This is a genomic window from Salinibacter pepae, assembly GCF_947077775.1.
Classification (GTDB): Bacteria; Bacteroidota; Rhodothermia; order Rhodothermales; family Salinibacteraceae; genus Salinibacter; species Salinibacter pepae.
In genome coordinates this window covers 1,722,308-1,737,644 of the sequence record NZ_CAMTTE010000001.1, presented here as the reverse complement: position 1 = coordinate 1,737,644, position 15,337 = coordinate 1,722,308, and the positions used below count along the sequence as shown (strand labels likewise).

Below are 15,337 nucleotides of genomic sequence, written 5' to 3'. Positions count from 1 at the left end.
TTGGGGCTCTTCTCGCTTGTCGAACAGAAACCGCTCCATTCCTGCGATCCACAAGAGCGATCCACAAGAGACCGGTTGAAAGTGTACATTGATGGCCAAAAGCGGGGGATAGAAAACGAACGGTATGCCCGGCGTGGGAGAATGGGACTTGTGGAGGACATACGGGTGGGCGGTAATTTTCGTGTATATGGCACGCACGTTAGATTCTTCCCCACGAGAATCGAACGCTGATTCGCGCGAGCCGATGTCAAGCGTGTCATGGAGCCGGAAGAGGTCGATGTCCCCGATACACCTCAATCGTCCCGCGCCGATCCCCAGTCCTTCGGGGAGTAGCTGTCGGAACCGCAGACGATGATTGGGCTCGCGGCCGTGCTGCTCAGCCTCTGCGGGCTGTTCGTGTCGATCTACGAAACCTCCCTCGAACGCCAGGAGCAACGCGCGTCGGTCTGGCCGCGCGCATCGGTGGCGCCGAGCCTAAGTGGGGATTCGGTCAAAGTGATCGTCGAGAATAGCGGAATTGGTCCCGCCCGGGTACGAGCCGCAGCGGTCGAACACAACGGGGAGCACGTCGCTGGATGGAGAGCAATGATGGAGCGTCTCGACATTCAGGGGAGCGTATCCACCTCATTGCTCAATCAGCGGGTCCCCTCGCCGGACTCCGAAATCGAAGTGTTTGCCATCAGGGATTCGACCCGAGCCTTGTCCAATTCTATATGGGTTGGCAATCTCGACATTACGCTTTGCTACTGTTCCGTCTACGAGGAGTGCTGGGTCACTGCCATGCAGAACTGCGTCGACATCGTTGTTCCCGATAGTGCGCGGGATGGTGATACCGACCGCGGCCCGCAGGATCCTCATCGACGTGTCGACGGGTGCGGGTACATTCAGCCAAGTGGCATTTAGGGGCCCTGGAATTCGGAGGGCAGAGGGTGCCGGACAGACGGACGGATCCGGTGTGTCGTTGCAACGAGACCGCCGGGAAATTTGTGAGCGGTCGTCATCGTTGGTGAGCGGGCCATCTCGTCGAGAGGATGGCTGTATCATTCAGGTGAGTCCTCTGCCGGCGGGTCTTCCACACTCTGGAGGGCCGATCTGTCCAAGGAGAATGAGGACGGGGGCGAGTGCGAGAATGGACAAACGGGGGGTAGGGAGGGTGGGCAGGCACGCGGAGGTGGGGGCAAACCTGGTTCGTTTCGCATCATTCTGCCACAATCCGCTTCTGAACGCATGCCGGACGGGGATCGCATCGCACTCTTTCTCGGACTTGGTCTCGCGCTTTTCGGCCTCACGACGGCCGCCGCGCAGGAGGCCGTTGTGGGGGCGTGGTCGGGGCCTTTGAAGGTTGGAGGGACGGAGCTACGAATCGTCTTCCACATCGAGCCGGGCGAAGACGGGCTGACCGCCACGATGGACAGCCCCGATCAGGGCGCGACCGGGATTCCGGTGTCCGACGTGGCCGTAGTGGGCGATAGCGTGACGCTCGCGGTTGACCGCATCGGTGGCGTCTACACCGGGGCGTTGGCCGACGGCGACACCAAGATCGATGGGCAGTGGACGCAGGGGGGACAATCGTTTCCGCTGACACTCACGCCCACGGCGGAGGCAGACACGGGACCACCGCCCCGGCCCCAGCATCCCGAGCCGCCGTACCCGTACGCCGCAGACAGTGTGACCTTTCGGAATGAGGCGGCGGGCCTCAGGCTGGCGGGCACCCTGACCCGTCCCGAGGGCGAGGGGCCGCACCCCGCCGTGGTGCTCGTCTCCGGCTCCGGGCCGCAGGACCGCAACTCCGAAGTGTTCAACCACAAGCTGTTCCACGTGCTGGCCGACCACCTGACCCGCCAGGGCATCGCCGTGCTCCGCTACGACGAGCGCGGCGTGGGGGCGTCCGAGGGCACCTTTGAGGGCGCCACCTCCGAGGACTTTTCCGGGGACGCGGCCGCGGCCGTTCGCTTCCTGAGGAGTCATTCTGACGTCGACCCCGGTGCCGTGGGCCTGGTCGGCATGAGCGAGGGCGGCCTGGTGGCCCCGATGGTCCACACCCGGTTCGAGCCGGTCGATTTTCTCGTGCTGATGGCCGGGCCGAGCGTTCCGGGACACGAGATTCTGGTGGAGCAGACCGCCCGGATCGCCGCCGCGCAGGGGGCTCCGTCTGGGGCCGTCGACTCGATCCGGGCCGTGCAGCGCCGGACCCTAGAGGGGGTGGCCACGGCGGCCGACTCGGCCGCGGCCGCCGAGCACCTCCGCACTGTGCTCGAGGACGAGGGGGTGGGCGCGGACCGCGTCCGGTCCCAGATCGAGCAGGCGACCGATCCCTGGTTCCGGTTCTTCGTGGGCTACGACCCGGCGCCCACGCTGCGGCAGGTGGACGTGCCCGTCCTGGCGCTCTACGGGAGCAAGGACCTCCAGGTGCCCGCCGGGCAGAACGTCGGCCCGATGCGCGCGGCCCTCCAGGCCAGCCCGAGCGACGACGCGACGGTGCGCGTGCTGGACGGCCTCAATCATCTCTTCCAGCCCGCCGAGACCGGCCTGCCGAGCGAGTACGCCCAGATCGACACGACGATGGCGCCGACAGCTCTGGAGACCATCTCGGCGTGGATCCGGGCGCGAACGCGCTAGCTGCAGGCAGAATGCTTTCCCTTTGCGTGAATCAAGGCGACTCTCGTATTCCTCTTCGCAACGACTCAGTCCCATGCGATCATCACTTCTCATCGGTGGACTTCTCGCCTTCGTTCTCGTCGTCCCGCGCCCCCTTGCCGCCCAGTCGAACGAGCAGGCCGTAGAAGCCGCCAAGGAGGCGGCGCAGGAGTGGTTCGCGCTCCTCGACGCCGACAAATACAAAGCGACCTGGGAGGAGGGCGCAACATTGATCAAGTCGAAAACGACCGCGGAGCAGTGGGCCGCTCAGATCCGACAGGCGCACATGGCTCTGGACAGTCTGCGCTCGCGCTCGCTCGTAACGGCCCGCTATACGAAGGGCATCCCAAACGCGCCGAAGGGAGAGTACGTCGTGGCACAGTACAAATCGATATACGGGGAGAAGAACACCGTCGAAACCATGTACCTGAAGAAGGACGACGGGACGTGGCGGGTGGCCGGGTACTTCGTAAAGCCGGCGGGACCGTAGCAGGAAATCGTGCATCGACCGGGACGGCAGTAACATTCTGCTCCGCCAAACAGAGCCTCTCAACACGATGCAGTACAGGCACACGCAGGTTGGCTACGTGACGGGCGGCGTTACGATTGCCGCCCTGCCTCTCATTTACTACGCCTTCATGGTGGAGGACGGAGAACTCGGGCTGTTCGCCTACATGATGCTCGGTGGGGTCGGCGTCCTTGCGATCCTGTTTTCCAGCCTGACGGTGCAGGTGACCGATCGAGAGTTAATGTTTTACTTCGGCCCCGGATTCTGGACCCGGCGCTTTGCGCTCGACGACATCATCAGCGTAGAGGTTGTCCGGAATTCGGCGCTCTACGGCTGGGGCATCCGCTACACGCCCCACGGCTGGCTCTACAACGTGTCTGGGCTGCGGGCCGTGGAGGTGACGATCCGCGGGCAGGAACAGCTCCGCATCGGAACGGACGAGCCCGAGGCCCTGAAGCAGGCCTTGGAAGAAGTAACCGCCCGGTAGCCATGCCTCGCGCACGCATCCTTCTGAGCACGGGTCGTGCTGTGGTGTGCGGTCTGTGCGCGACCGTACTGGGACTGGTCCTCGTGGGGAAGAGCTCCCAGGTTGCATGCGGGCAGCCGGCGCCGGCCGTCGACTCGATCGGGCAGGCCCTCGTGGCGAATCATCCAGGGGGGGCGGTGATCGGGCTGTTGCGTGGGGACACGACGGCCGTCCACGCGTTCGGGGCCGTCGACTCCACCGGGCAGATCCCGACGGCCCGGACCCTCTTCGAGATTGGCTCCATCACCAAGACGGTTACCGGACTGCTCCTGGCCGATGCCATTGAGCGGGGCGAGGTGGAGCGGTCGACGCCGGTGACGACGCTTTTGCCGGACTCGGTGACCATCGGCCCGGCCGATTCGACGACCGTGACACTGGAGCACCTCGCCACGCACCGCTCCGGCCTGCCCCGCCTGCCGGCGAACCTGGGCGCGACGGCCCGTCCGCGGGATCCGTATGCCGCCTACGGCGACAGCGCGCTCTACGCCTTTCTCGACGGCTACGTCCTCCCGCGGGCGCCGGGCACAACGTATGAGTACTCGAACCTCGGGATGGGGCTGCTCGGCCACCTGCTCGCCCGCCAGGCAGACACCCCCTACGCGGCGCTCGTCCGCCAGCGCATCGCCGCCCCGCTGGGCCTTTCCGATACGCGCGTCCATCTCACGGATGCCCAGCAGTCGCGCTTTGCGCAGGGCCACACCCGCGCCGGGGCCCCCACCTCGCCCTGGCACTTCGACGCGCTGGCCGGGGCCGGGGCCCTGCGCTCCACCGCCGCCGACCTCCTGGCCTACCTCCGGGCGCACCGTCGCGCCCTCACGGTGGGTCCGGATACGACGCCGGCGCTACACCGGGCGATGCGGCGGGCGACCACGGTTCACGCTCCCACCGACCGCGAGAGCACTCGCGTCGGCCTCGGCTGGCACCAATCGACCCGCGAGGGGCACGCCGTGCTCTGGCACAACGGCGGCACCGGGGGCTTCCGGAGTCTCGTGGCGCTCGACCGGGACACCGGCCACGGCGTCGTGGTGCTCGTGAGTACCGCCCTCTCGTCTCGACGGGTGACTGAAACGGGAATGGCACTCCTCCACGCTCTGCGATCCGACTGAACGCAATGAGGGCCGCGCTATGCTCTTCACGGTGCTCACGTATATACTAGCGGACGCCCGGCCCGTCCCCGTCCCCGTCCCCCTCAACGGCCGCTTTCTCGTCCGCAACGACATGCTCCACGCGTCCCTGTAACAACGAGGGCTGCACGCCCGTCTTCCGGTCCTGAGTGCCGGGAACAGTCTCGCCCGCCCCCTCGCTTCAATCGACGACTGCTCGCGTCTGCCCATCGATCCGCCGCCCGATGATGTCTCGTCTTGGAGTCCTGCGCCCTTCCCTCGCCGTTCTGTTCGCCCTTCTGCTCACGATCGCCTCCGGGCCGGGCCGGGCCCAGCCGGCCGACGCCACGCTCGATGAAGCCGACTACGGGCAGTGGGAGCGCCTGGGCGGCGGCTCCCTTTCGCCCGAGGGCACCTGGATGGCGACCCCCATCCGCCGCGTGAACGGCAATCACGAGCTGCGCATCCACCACACCCGGCGCGACACCACGCGCACCGTCGCCTTCGGGCGCAGCCCCGCCTTCTCGGCCGACGGGCAGTGGCTCGCGTATTCGATTGGGATGTCGGAGGAGCAGCGCAAGAAGCGCCGGAAACAAGAACAGCCCGTCCGCCGCAGGCTGGGCCTGCTGAATCTGGCGACCGGCGACACGACCGTCGTGCCCGCGGTGTCGGGCTTTGCCTTCAGCGACGGCGGGCGCTACCTCGCCATGCGCCGCTACCCGCCGCAGGAGGCGCCGGACGACCTGCGCGGGGCCGACCTGCTGGTCCGCGACCTGCAGGCCGAATCGTACACCAGCTTCGGCAACGTGGCCGACATGGCGTGGCAGCACGAGGCCCCGCACCTCGCCCTCACCATCGACGGCCGGACCGAGACTGGAAACGGCGTGCGCCTCTACGACGCGGCCACCGGACGGCTCCAGACCCTCGCCTCCACGCCGGGCGACTACACCGGCCTCTCCTGGCGCCCGGCCGAGGACGACCTCGCCGCGCTCCGGGCCCGCGAGGACGACGACTGGCAGCACGAGACCCACGTGGTGCTGGCCTGGACCGGCCTGAACGACGGCGCGCCCGAGCAGCGCGAGTTTGACCCAGCGGACACGGCCTCCTTCCCCGACTCGCTCCGCATCGTGGACCACCGCACACCGGAGTGGGCCACCGAGCGCGAGCGCCTCTTCTTTGGCGTCCAGAAGCGGGAGGCCGTCACGCCGGACGCGGCCCCGGCCGACTCCGCGGCCGCCGATTCCCTGGAGGACTACGGCCCCGCCGGCGTGAAGGTGTGGCACACGAGCGATGTCGAGATCATCCCGCGCCAGGAGGTGCAGGCCGAGCAGGATCGAGAAGACAATTCCCTCACCGCGTGGCACCTCGGCCGCGGCGGCGACGCCCGCTGGACGCGCCTCGGCACCGATCTCACGGAAGACGTGCAGGTGCTCCACGGCGGCGCCCGGGCCGTGGGCCTCGACCAGACGCCCTACCGCGAGGAGCGCATGTTCGGCCCCGTCTACCACGACCTCTACGCGATCGACGTGGCGACGGGCGAGCGCGAGCGGGTGGCCGAGAAGGTGCAGTTCTTCGAAGGCCCGAGCGCGAACGGCCGCTACCTGCTCTGGCTCAAGAACGATCAGTATCACGCCTACGACCTCCAGCAGGAGACCACCAATACGATCACTGCGGATGTGCCTGTGCCCGTCGTGGACGTGGACGACGACCACACCGTGGAGCAGAAGCCGCCCTTCGGCATCGCCGGCTGGACGGCGGGCGACCGGTCGGTGCTCGTCTACAGCGAGTACGACGTGTGGCGGATCGCGCCGGATGGCTCGTCCACGGAGCGCCTCACCACGGGCCGGCCCGACTCGGTGCGGCACCGCTACGTCGACCTGACGGACGAGGCGCCGGGCGAGCCCGACGTGATCCCGCGCAACGAGCCAATTTACTGGGACCTCTACGACGAGTGGACGGAGGAGCACGGCTACGCCCGGGCGTCCGTCCTCACGGGCACCCCGGAGCGCCGCGTATGGAAACCGAAGAGGGTAACCGGCCTCACGAAGGCCGACTCCGCTGATGTCTACGCCTACCGCGTCGAGGACTTTGAGGACTCGCCCGACTATTTTCGGGCCGGGCCCCGGCTCGCCGACGCCCGCCAGGTCACGAACACCAACCCGTTCCAGAACGACTACGCCTGGGGCCGCTCCGATCTCGTCGCCTTCCGCAGCGCGAACGGCCAGAAGCTGCAGGGCGCGCTCTTCTACCCGGCGGACTACGACCCGGAGAAGACCTACCCGATGATTACCTACATCTACGAGACCCGCTCGCCGGAGGCCCGCAGCTACGTGGTGCCCACCCGCGAGCACCCGTACAACACCACCACGTTCACGCAGGAGGGCTACATCGTCTTTCAGCCCGACATCACGTACCGCCCGCGCGACCCGGGCAACTCGGCGGTCGACGCCATCGTGCCGGGCGTGAAGGCCGCGGCCGAAGCGGCCGCCGTGGACCCCTCGCGGATCGGACTGGTGGGGCACTCCTGGGGCGGCTACCAGACCACGTTTACCGCCACCCAGACCGACATCTTCGCGACGGCGGTGGCGGGGGCCCCGCTCACCAACATGGTCTCGATGTACAACTCCATCTACTGGCGGAGCGGCGCCACCGACGCCCGCATCTTTGAGATCAGCCAGGGCCGGATGGGCGTGCCGCCGTGGGAGGACATGGACGCCTACGTGGCAAACTCGCCCCTCCACCACATCGAATCGCTCAACACGCCCTTCCTCATGGCCTTCGGCACCGACGACGGCGCCGTGGAGTTCAACCAGGGCGTGGAGTTCTACAACGCCGCCCGCCGGGCGGACAAGGAGCTCGCCTTCCTGGTGTATGACGGCGAGAATCACGGCATCAGCCGCCAGGAGAAAAACACGGTGGACTACCGGAACCGGGTGCTCGAGTGGTTCGGCCACTACTTGAAGGGCGAGGAGGGCCCGGCGTGGATTCAAGACGGCGTGCCGTTCCTGGAGCAGGTGGAGCGGCAGGAGGAAAATGGCGCTCCCGCCCGCCGCTGATCCCACGTGCTCGCTCGTGGCCGAGTGTCATCGGGAAGGCCGTTGAGCAGGACGATGAGGGGGACAAAAAGCAATGCCTGACCGGGATGGGCATTGTCCCCATCCGGCCAGGCCGCCGTGCTTGGTTCTCTGGTGGGGGCCTCAGTTTAGTCAAACTCAATTTCCGAAACGCCCTCTTCGAACTCAGCCTCAAATTCGACAACGGTGTCGGTCTGTTCGAAGTCGGACCGCGAGAGGTCCTTGGGAGAGCCGTCTGTGCCCTTGAACCATCGTGCTGGATCGAGCCGCACGACGAGCTCGCGGGAGAACCCGTCGCCGGTCACCTCGAGGGGCGTTTGCAACTCCCGCTCAACCTCAATTTCGGCTGCGAAGTACGTCGTGAAGGCGGTCGGCGTGCCGTCGGCGGGCGTGAAGGTGCCGACGACGACCATGCTTGCCTCCTCGGGCCAGTTCGGGAATTCGTCTCCGTTCCGGATCTCCGACAGCAGGGCTCGAGCGTTGCCCTCGTCATCGTCGAGGTCGTCGACCTCAAACTCGAACCCGTTGTAGGTGCCTTCGGGCACGTCTCCGGCCGCCACGGGCGAGATTTCGGATCCCTGCAGCGGGAGGTCCAGAAAGCTGGGGCGCTCGACTTCGACTTCGCGCTCGATTTCCACTTCCGTGCTGTCGTTTCCGTCATCGTCGCCGTCCTGGTCCTCCCCGTCCTGCTCCAGCTTCACCGTGTCGACGATCAGGCGGATGTCGTGGATGTTCAGGGTGTCGCCATTTGCTCCGGACAGCACCAGGGAGTCGGACTCGGCCTTGGCGAGCGCGGGGGTCGATGATGGAGAGGAGGAAGAGGCGGTTGAAAAGCCCACCTGTACCTCCCCGCCGCCCCCGCTGGTAGACGGGCCGGTGGAATCGCAGCCGGTGACGGCAACGACCAGGGCGACGGCGAGGGCCAGCGGAGCGAGTCGGGAGCGTAGGAGTGCGGATCGTGTCATGGCGTGTGGTCTGCTTGGTGAGAATATTTCGGCGCGCGGTCGAGCTCGTCCGGTACAAAGCCGTGCGCCCGTTTGGGAAGCCTGCGGGCCTTCATTGCGTCGGGTGTGTCTGCCCTTTACGAAATACAAAGCGCATACCGGGCCCCGCTGCGCCGCAGTAGTTCACAGTATGGGCACAATATGCACTTCCACTGGCGAGGGACGAAGGGGGGGAGCGAAGAAGGAGGGCACGACGACGCTCCAGTTTGCCATGGGGTGTAGCACGCCTGTTTCACCGGTGTCTCAGGGCGGATCGTGTTGACACACCAGAGCGCCGTCATGACGTCCGCTCCGGCACCACCGAGGGGGCCGATTGCGAACGGGAAGTTCTCCCGAAACGGGCACGTCTCCCCGCCGGTGTGACGAACGGCAGTTCCGGTCCCGCGTTGGATGGAGTGATCAACCAAGCGTTTTCGCTGTCCGCCACCTCCGTGTTTTCTGCTGCCCTGTCCCGTGAATTTCGCGCCACCCTCCGCCTGGCGGGCCCCGTGGTGGCGGCCCAGCTGGCGCACATCTCGATGAGCTTCGTGGACACGGTGATGGTGGGGCGCCTGGGGCCGGAGGCGCTGGCGGGCGTGGCGCTCGGGCACACGGTCTTTTTCTTCTTCGCGATCATGGGCATGGGGATGGTCCGGGCCGTGGGGCCGATGGTGTCGCAGGCAGTGGGGGCGGAGGCCCCGGCGGCCGCGGGACGGAGCGTGCGGCAGGGGCTCTGGCTGGCCGGGGGGCTGGGCGCGGTCGTTCTCCTGATCCTGAGCGCTATTGAGCCGGTGCTGAGGTGGACGGGACAGGAGCCGGCGACGATTGACGGTGCCACGGCGTACCTCGACGCCATCCGGTGGGGCATCCTTCCGTTTCTCGGGTTCGCTGCACTACGGAGCTTCGTGGAGGGCTTGTCGCGCCCCCTGCCCGTGACGATCATCGCGTTCATCGGCGTGGGGGTGAACATCGCGGCCAACGAGGTGCTGATGTTTGGCTACTGGGGCCTGCCGGCGCTCGGGCTGGCGGGAACGGGGTGGGCGAGCACCATCGTCTTCTCGGTCCTGTTCGGGCTGCTGGCCCTGTTCGTGCACCGCACGGCGCCGTTTGCGGACTACGAGGTGTTCACGCGCCTTCGGGAGCCGGACGCGGCGTATCTGCGCGAGCTCGTGTGGGTGGGGGCGCCGATGGGGGCGTCGCGGGGCGTGGAGTCAAGCCTCTTCATGGTCACGACGGTGATGATGGGCACGCTGGGGACGACGGCGCTTGCGGCCCACCAGGTGGCCCTGCAGTGTGCGGCGTTCGCGTTCATGGTGCCGCTCGGCATCGGCATGGCGGGCACGGTGCGGGTGGGGCAGGCGGCCGGGGCGCAGGACGAGGCGGGGGCGCGTCGGGCCGGCGGAATGGCGATGGGGCTCGCGACCCTGTTCATGGCGGGCACGGCCACGCTCTTCTGGACCCTGCCGCGGCCCATCGTGGGGCTGTACCTGGACCTCTCCGATCCCGGCAACACCGAGGTGATCGCGCTGGCGGTGCAGCTGCTGGGGGTGGCGGCGGTCTTTCAGCTGTTCGACGGCCTGCAGGTGGCGGCCCACGGGGCCCTCCAGGGCCTCAAGGACACGCGGGTGCCGATGGGCATTGCGGTCGGGACGTACTGGGGCATCGGGCTGGTGACGGGCTACCTGTGGGGGGTGCGCGGCGGGGGCGGCCCCGAGGCCCTCTGGTGGGGGCTGGTAACGGGGCTCGCCGCGGCGTCCGTCCTCCTGCTCGCGCGCTTCCACCGCCAGGTAGGGCGGGCCGTTAGAAAAGAGGCCGTGCCGACCGATGCGAACGGGGCGGCGCCCCCGGCGTCGGCGGTAGAAGTGCCGGCGGAAGGGGAGACGCGGTCGGGATAACGCCGCGTCGTGTCGTCGTGGGGGCGGAAGGCCTCCTGCGTGCGACGAACGGCTGACTGACGGTGGGCGTCACTCCTGCCCCTCACACAACCCCACAGTCCCATGATTGCTCGCGTGTGGCGGGGGGGCGGCCCCGGACGACGCGGACCGGCATTTCGTGGGAACGGATCCGCAGGAGGCCCACGTGCCGCCCGCTGCTCGCGCGCGGCTCCGCCGATTCGAGGACGAGGCGGCCCACTGCGACGTGTTCGCCCACAATCGCGAACAATGAGAACCTGTTTGGCGGATGGATATTCAGCCGAGACACAGCGGGCAACGTGCATGAACGGGGCCCAAACGAGCCCTGTAGCGGAGGGCGAGCAGAAGTGAGGTCATGCCTCTGATGCGCTACCGGGCGCGTGCAGAAGCCGTTCTGCGCTGGGAACGCAGTGACCGAGTAGTGCCTGGGCTGCACGAGATCCGCGACGTCGCAGGCCATAGACAGTCCGACAAACAGGTTCTGAGCCTTACACTCACCTGCCTAGACTACAATGCACGTTGAAACCCTCGGCGACGGCCGCCCGGAGTATACCATCCTGGCCTGTGTCCATGGCGACGAGACCTGTGGGTGGCACGCCCTCAATCGCCTCAAGGCGGGCGACGTGACGCTGCAGGCCCCGATCAAGTTCGTCCTTGCCAACGAGCGCGCGTTCAAGCTCGGCTACCGGTTCTGCGATACGGATTTGAACCGGGCCATGCCGGGCGACGCGTCGAGCGATCAGCACGAGGTGCGCCTCGCGGCCCGCCTCCGACGCGAGCTGGAGGGCACCACCGTGATCGACTTCCACTCTACCGAGTCGCGGGGCTGCCCCTACGCCATTGCGACGGGGGGAGACGCGGCCTCCCGTCGACTCGCGCGGTCAACCGGTCTCGACCGCCTCGTCGACATGAGCTACGTCGGCGGGGGGGTGACGGAGCACGTGACGGGCATAGCGATCGAGTGCGGGTACTACGACGACGAGGGCGCGGCGTCCAGCGCGCATCGCATCCTGCTGCACTTCCTGGCCGCCGAGGGACTCATCGACCGTCCCTACGTCCGCTCCACCCCAACGGTGTACGAGGTGTTCGGGGACGCGTCGGGGCGGGGCTTCGAGTTTGTCGCCGAAAACTTTCGGCGCGTGGAGGCGGGGGAGATCTTCGCGACGAAGAACGGAAGCGTGCGGCGGGCGGAGCAGTCTTTCTATCCGGTGCTCATGTCGACGTACGGGTACGAGGAGCGCATCGGATTCATGGCCCGACGGGCCGACCCCGTCGCCGAATGACGCTTCGCCGTGCTCGCTCTGTCCGCCTGCGAGCAGGGGACAGGGGGAGAGGGACTCGATCCGGTAGCACCGACGTGAGGAGGCACCTGCTGCACCGCTGTGCCGACAGGGCTACGAGGTTTGTGCCGGGGCCTCGTCCGAGAGGCGCCGGAAGTAGACCGAGAACGTCGCCACCGAGGCGGCAAGAAACAGCGTGCTGATCAGTCCCATCGCAGTGCAGGGCCGTGTGGGAAGGGCTCAGTGCGTGACCTCCAATCTTGTCACGCTTGAGGACGCCTCCGTCACGGATTCGGAGTGACTGGGGTGGACATCTGGATCAGCTTAGGCCTTCAAAATACTCCCGTAGAGCAGAGCATTTCCGGCGGGCCTCCAGTCGACGCCCGTGGGAGTCGGTGCGCTACCGGACGACCGTGAGTTTGCGGGTCCGGGTGGTGCCGCCGGCCCGCATCCGCACGAAGTACATGCCCGGAGCGAGGTCCGACGTCGAGAGTCGCGTCCGGTGGCGCCCCGCCTCGAACTGGCCCCGCACGACCGCCTTCACCGAGCGTCCCAGAAGGTCGTAGACCGTGATCTGCACCGCCGTGGCGTCGGAGAGGCCGAAGTGAAGCGTTGCGTGCTGTTGGGAGGGATTGGGGAAGGGAGGGCGAAGGGTGATCTGTTTGGGGGCGTTAAACTGGATGCCCGTCCTGTTGGCAGTGTGGGCGGTGCCGGTCGTGTCTACGTGCTGGAGGCGATAGCGCAGCGAGTCGATTGCGTACGGCGGGTTCTCGTCGGTGAACTGGTAGGATTGAGGCCGGGTCGTTGCGCTCTTGGCGAGAGCGCTCTCGACGAACCCGATTCGTTTCCACTGGGCCCCAGCGGACCTGCGCTGGACGTAGAAGCCGGTGTTGTTGATCTCGGAGGTGGTGTTCCAGGACAGGCGGACGCCCGATTCGGTGGACTCGGCCGATAGGTCGACGATCTCCGCGGAGCCCGCCTTGGGGGTAAGACGGAGGGCAAACCGGGCGTCGTTGGGGGCATCGATGGAGCCGGCCTCCTCGGTAAGCTTGAACGTGTAGGGCGCCTCTCGCAGGTCCACGACGGCACCGGTCTTGCGGTCGATCAGCTCTACGGTCCACGTACGGGGGACGAGGGCGCGCTTCGACTCGGGCCACCGCACGGTGGCCGTGCCCGTCGTCCCGACCGACCGGGCCGAGAGCGGATACGAGCGGGTCTTGTTCTGCCCCGGCGGGGGCTCGCTGGCGAGGGTGCGGCGGACCAGTGCGCCGTTGCGCTGAAGGGGGCTGGTCAACGTGGCGTAGGCGTTCCCGGTCGGGGGCGGGAGCTGAGTGGCTTCGTACGTGTCCCAGCCCGTGTCGGCGTCCCCGCGGAAAAGCAGGGTGGCGTCGTTTCGGGAAAGCGTGTCGGACGCGCTCGCCACGACGAGGGACAGGTCCAGCCGGACCCGTTCGCCCTGGGAGGCCGAGAGCAGCGCGGGCCTGCTCCCGATGAGGTCGCCCGGGGCAGACTGGCGGCCGTCCGCATCGAAAGTGAGGCGGGTCCGGCCGCGGCCCTCTCGGGCCCGCTCCACGAAAAAGCCCTGCCAGGCCGGAATGGTGTCGTCGGGCCCGCCCTGTGTGATTAGGGTCCACTGCCCCCCGCCCGAAGGGTCCCAGACCTGCACCGTATTCTGGAAGCCGCGCCCGGAGAGGTCGCCCCCGGCCAGGGCGCCGAGGTCGAAGGCCACGTCGTACGGGTTTCCGAGCAGGTGGAGGGACCGGCTGGCGTCGAGGCCGTCGACCGTCACGTCCGCCGTCTGGTCCTCGTTGAGGTCGGGAATCTCCAGGGTCAGCCCGTCGGCGAAAATCGGGTCCACCTCGTCGTCGAAGAAGTACAGGATAAAGCCCTCTCCACGCGGCAGTGCTGCCGAAGAGTCCGTAGCCGGCGTCCACGCCGCGCCGTCCCAGGTGTACAGCAGGGGCCCCGAGTTGACATCGAACGCGAGGTCGTCCTCGAAGGCGCGTCGGGTCGTGTTCGAGGGCGGGGCGAGCAGGCGCCAGCCCGTGTCGTTTCCCGTCCCGTCCGTCCCTCGAATGGTGGTCCGATGGGTGGACGGGTCGACGGCGATCCGAAATGTGGCCTCGGGGCCACGTGCGCCAGCCTCATCCCCAACGGCGAAGGAGAACTGGTCATTGTCGGTGTCGGACGCGGTGTGGGTGTACCGGACGGTCCCCTCTCTCAGGTCCGTCTGGGTGAAGGAGGCAGCGGGGCTGCCGCCCACCAGGAGCTCCCCCCGGGTCGGGGCCTGGGTGACCACGTACGTGAGTGTCGTGGACGCGTCGTCCGGGTCGGAGGCACTGAGGGTGCCGGTCGTGAGCGTTGCGGATCCGCCCGGCGACAGGGCGAGGCCGGCGTTCGTCTCAAGAACGGGCGGCTCGTTTGCGTCGTCGACCCGAAGCGAAAACTCTTTGCTATCGTTGGGACTGGGGGCGACGGCCGGGTCGTTCACCGCGACGGTGACGGAGTAGCGGCGCGTGGCCTCGGCGTCGGCCGATTCGGTGAGCACGAGTCCATTCGCGTCGGTGAGGGCGAATGAGCCTGCGTCGGGCCCGCCAAGGGAGCGCTCGTTCGTGCCGAGGCCATCGTCGGCGACCGAAACGGTGGCGACCCGGGTGGGGGGGCTGTTGTTTTCCGCGATTGAGGCGTTGGGCGGATCGAGGGAGAGGGTCGGGGCTTGATTCGGGGCGTACTCCAGGGCGACGATCGCGTCGGGCGCACCCGCGTCCACCGTGAGGGAGTCGCGCCCGGTCATGTCCGTGCCGTACGTGCCTCCGTCCGAGGCATTCTGAATTGTGCCGGTGACGCCCTCGGGCAAATCCCAGGCAATGGTGAGGTCGGTCCCGCTCTCCGCCTGGAAGCGAATCTGGTGTTGTGTGGTCCCCTCGAATTGCGCACCGCCCGGCCGAATGTCTTTCAGAAGCCCCTCCCCGAACCCGGACACAGGGATGTCGTCGTCGACGAGGCGGACGTCAAAGACGTCGGAGGGGGGAACGGGGGGCTGCTCCTGCTCCCCAAGTGCCGGATCGATGCCGTTTGTGGCCTCCGGGGCGAGGCCAAGCGTCAAGGTGAAGACGCCTCCCTCCCCGTTGCGTACAGTGAGAGGAATGCGGGGATCGGCGTCCTGCGCGTGGGCGGCCCGAAGGGGAAGGCCGAGGCCGCCGAGCAGTACAACGACGAGGGCCGCACGGACCGCCCGCCGGCCAGAAGTGAAGAGGGAAATGCCCATCATGGTACGGGTGGGGCCCGACTGAGCGAAGCAGGGAACGCTCCG

The 15,337-nt window shown here is 67.5% G+C and carries 10 protein-coding genes; 8 read left to right on the top strand and 2 right to left on the bottom strand.

Annotation, left to right across the window (positions count from 1 at the left end; translation table 11 throughout):
• Positions 1 to 369 precede the first annotated feature (369 nt).
• The 6 genes from OJA40_RS07245 to OJA40_RS07220 all read left to right on the top strand — a co-directional run bounded on the left by OJA40_RS07245 (position 370) and on the right by OJA40_RS07220 (position 7,830).
• Positions 370 to 903 (top strand): hypothetical protein, encoded by a 534-nt coding sequence (locus tag OJA40_RS07245; RefSeq protein ID WP_208425820.1) that lies wholly within the window; start codon positions 370 to 372, stop codon positions 901 to 903.
• A gap of 324 nt (positions 904 to 1,227) precedes the next feature.
• Positions 1,228 to 2,619: an alpha/beta hydrolase family protein gene (locus OJA40_RS07240; protein ID WP_263808800.1), complete on the top strand. Its 1,392-nt coding sequence runs from the start codon at positions 1,228 to 1,230 to the stop codon at positions 2,617 to 2,619.
• 73 nt (positions 2,620 to 2,692) lie between these two features.
• Positions 2,693 to 3,127 (top strand): DUF4019 domain-containing protein, encoded by a 435-nt coding sequence (locus OJA40_RS07235; RefSeq protein WP_208427332.1) that lies wholly within the window; start codon positions 2,693 to 2,695, stop codon positions 3,125 to 3,127.
• 67 nt (positions 3,128 to 3,194) lie between these two features.
• Entirely contained in the window at positions 3,195 to 3,632 is a 438-nt protein-coding gene (locus tag OJA40_RS07230) for a hypothetical protein (RefSeq protein WP_208427331.1), read from the top strand.
• Positions 3,633 to 3,634: 2 nt separating this feature from the next.
• The gene (locus OJA40_RS07225; RefSeq protein ID WP_208427330.1) at positions 3,635 to 4,777 is read left to right on the top strand and encodes a serine hydrolase domain-containing protein; all 1,143 of its coding nucleotides are present in this window, start codon (positions 3,635 to 3,637) and stop codon (positions 4,775 to 4,777) included.
• 245 nt (positions 4,778 to 5,022) lie between these two features.
• Positions 5,023 to 7,830 carry an alpha/beta hydrolase family protein gene (locus OJA40_RS07220; RefSeq protein ID WP_263808799.1) on the top strand — a complete coding sequence of 936 codons (2,808 nt, stop codon included), beginning with the start codon at positions 5,023 to 5,025 and terminating at the stop codon, positions 7,828 to 7,830.
• A 146-nt stretch (positions 7,831 to 7,976) separates the two neighbouring features.
• Here the strand turns inward: OJA40_RS07220 and OJA40_RS07215 are convergent, their stop codons facing one another.
• Positions 7,977 to 8,813, bottom strand: a complete 837-nt coding sequence (locus OJA40_RS07215) for a hypothetical protein (RefSeq protein WP_263808798.1) — start codon at positions 8,811 to 8,813, stop codon at positions 7,977 to 7,979.
• A gap of 470 nt (positions 8,814 to 9,283) precedes the next feature.
• Here OJA40_RS07215 and OJA40_RS07210 point away from each other — a divergent pair, with 470 nt between their 5' ends.
• Complete coding sequence (locus OJA40_RS07210; protein ID WP_263789291.1) at positions 9,284 to 10,726, top strand: MATE family efflux transporter; 1,443 nt, start codon at positions 9,284 to 9,286, stop codon at positions 10,724 to 10,726.
• A gap of 530 nt (positions 10,727 to 11,256) precedes the next feature.
• Complete coding sequence (locus OJA40_RS07205) at positions 11,257 to 12,027, top strand: M14 family metallopeptidase (RefSeq protein WP_208426708.1); 771 nt, start codon at positions 11,257 to 11,259, stop codon at positions 12,025 to 12,027.
• Positions 12,028 to 12,424: 397 nt separating this feature from the next.
• On the opposite strand, the gene OJA40_RS07200 is transcribed toward OJA40_RS07205, so the two are convergent.
• Entirely contained in the window at positions 12,425 to 15,295 is a 2,871-nt protein-coding gene (locus tag OJA40_RS07200) for a cadherin-like domain-containing protein (protein WP_263808796.1), read from the bottom strand.
• Between the last annotated feature and the right edge of the window lie 42 nt (positions 15,296 to 15,337).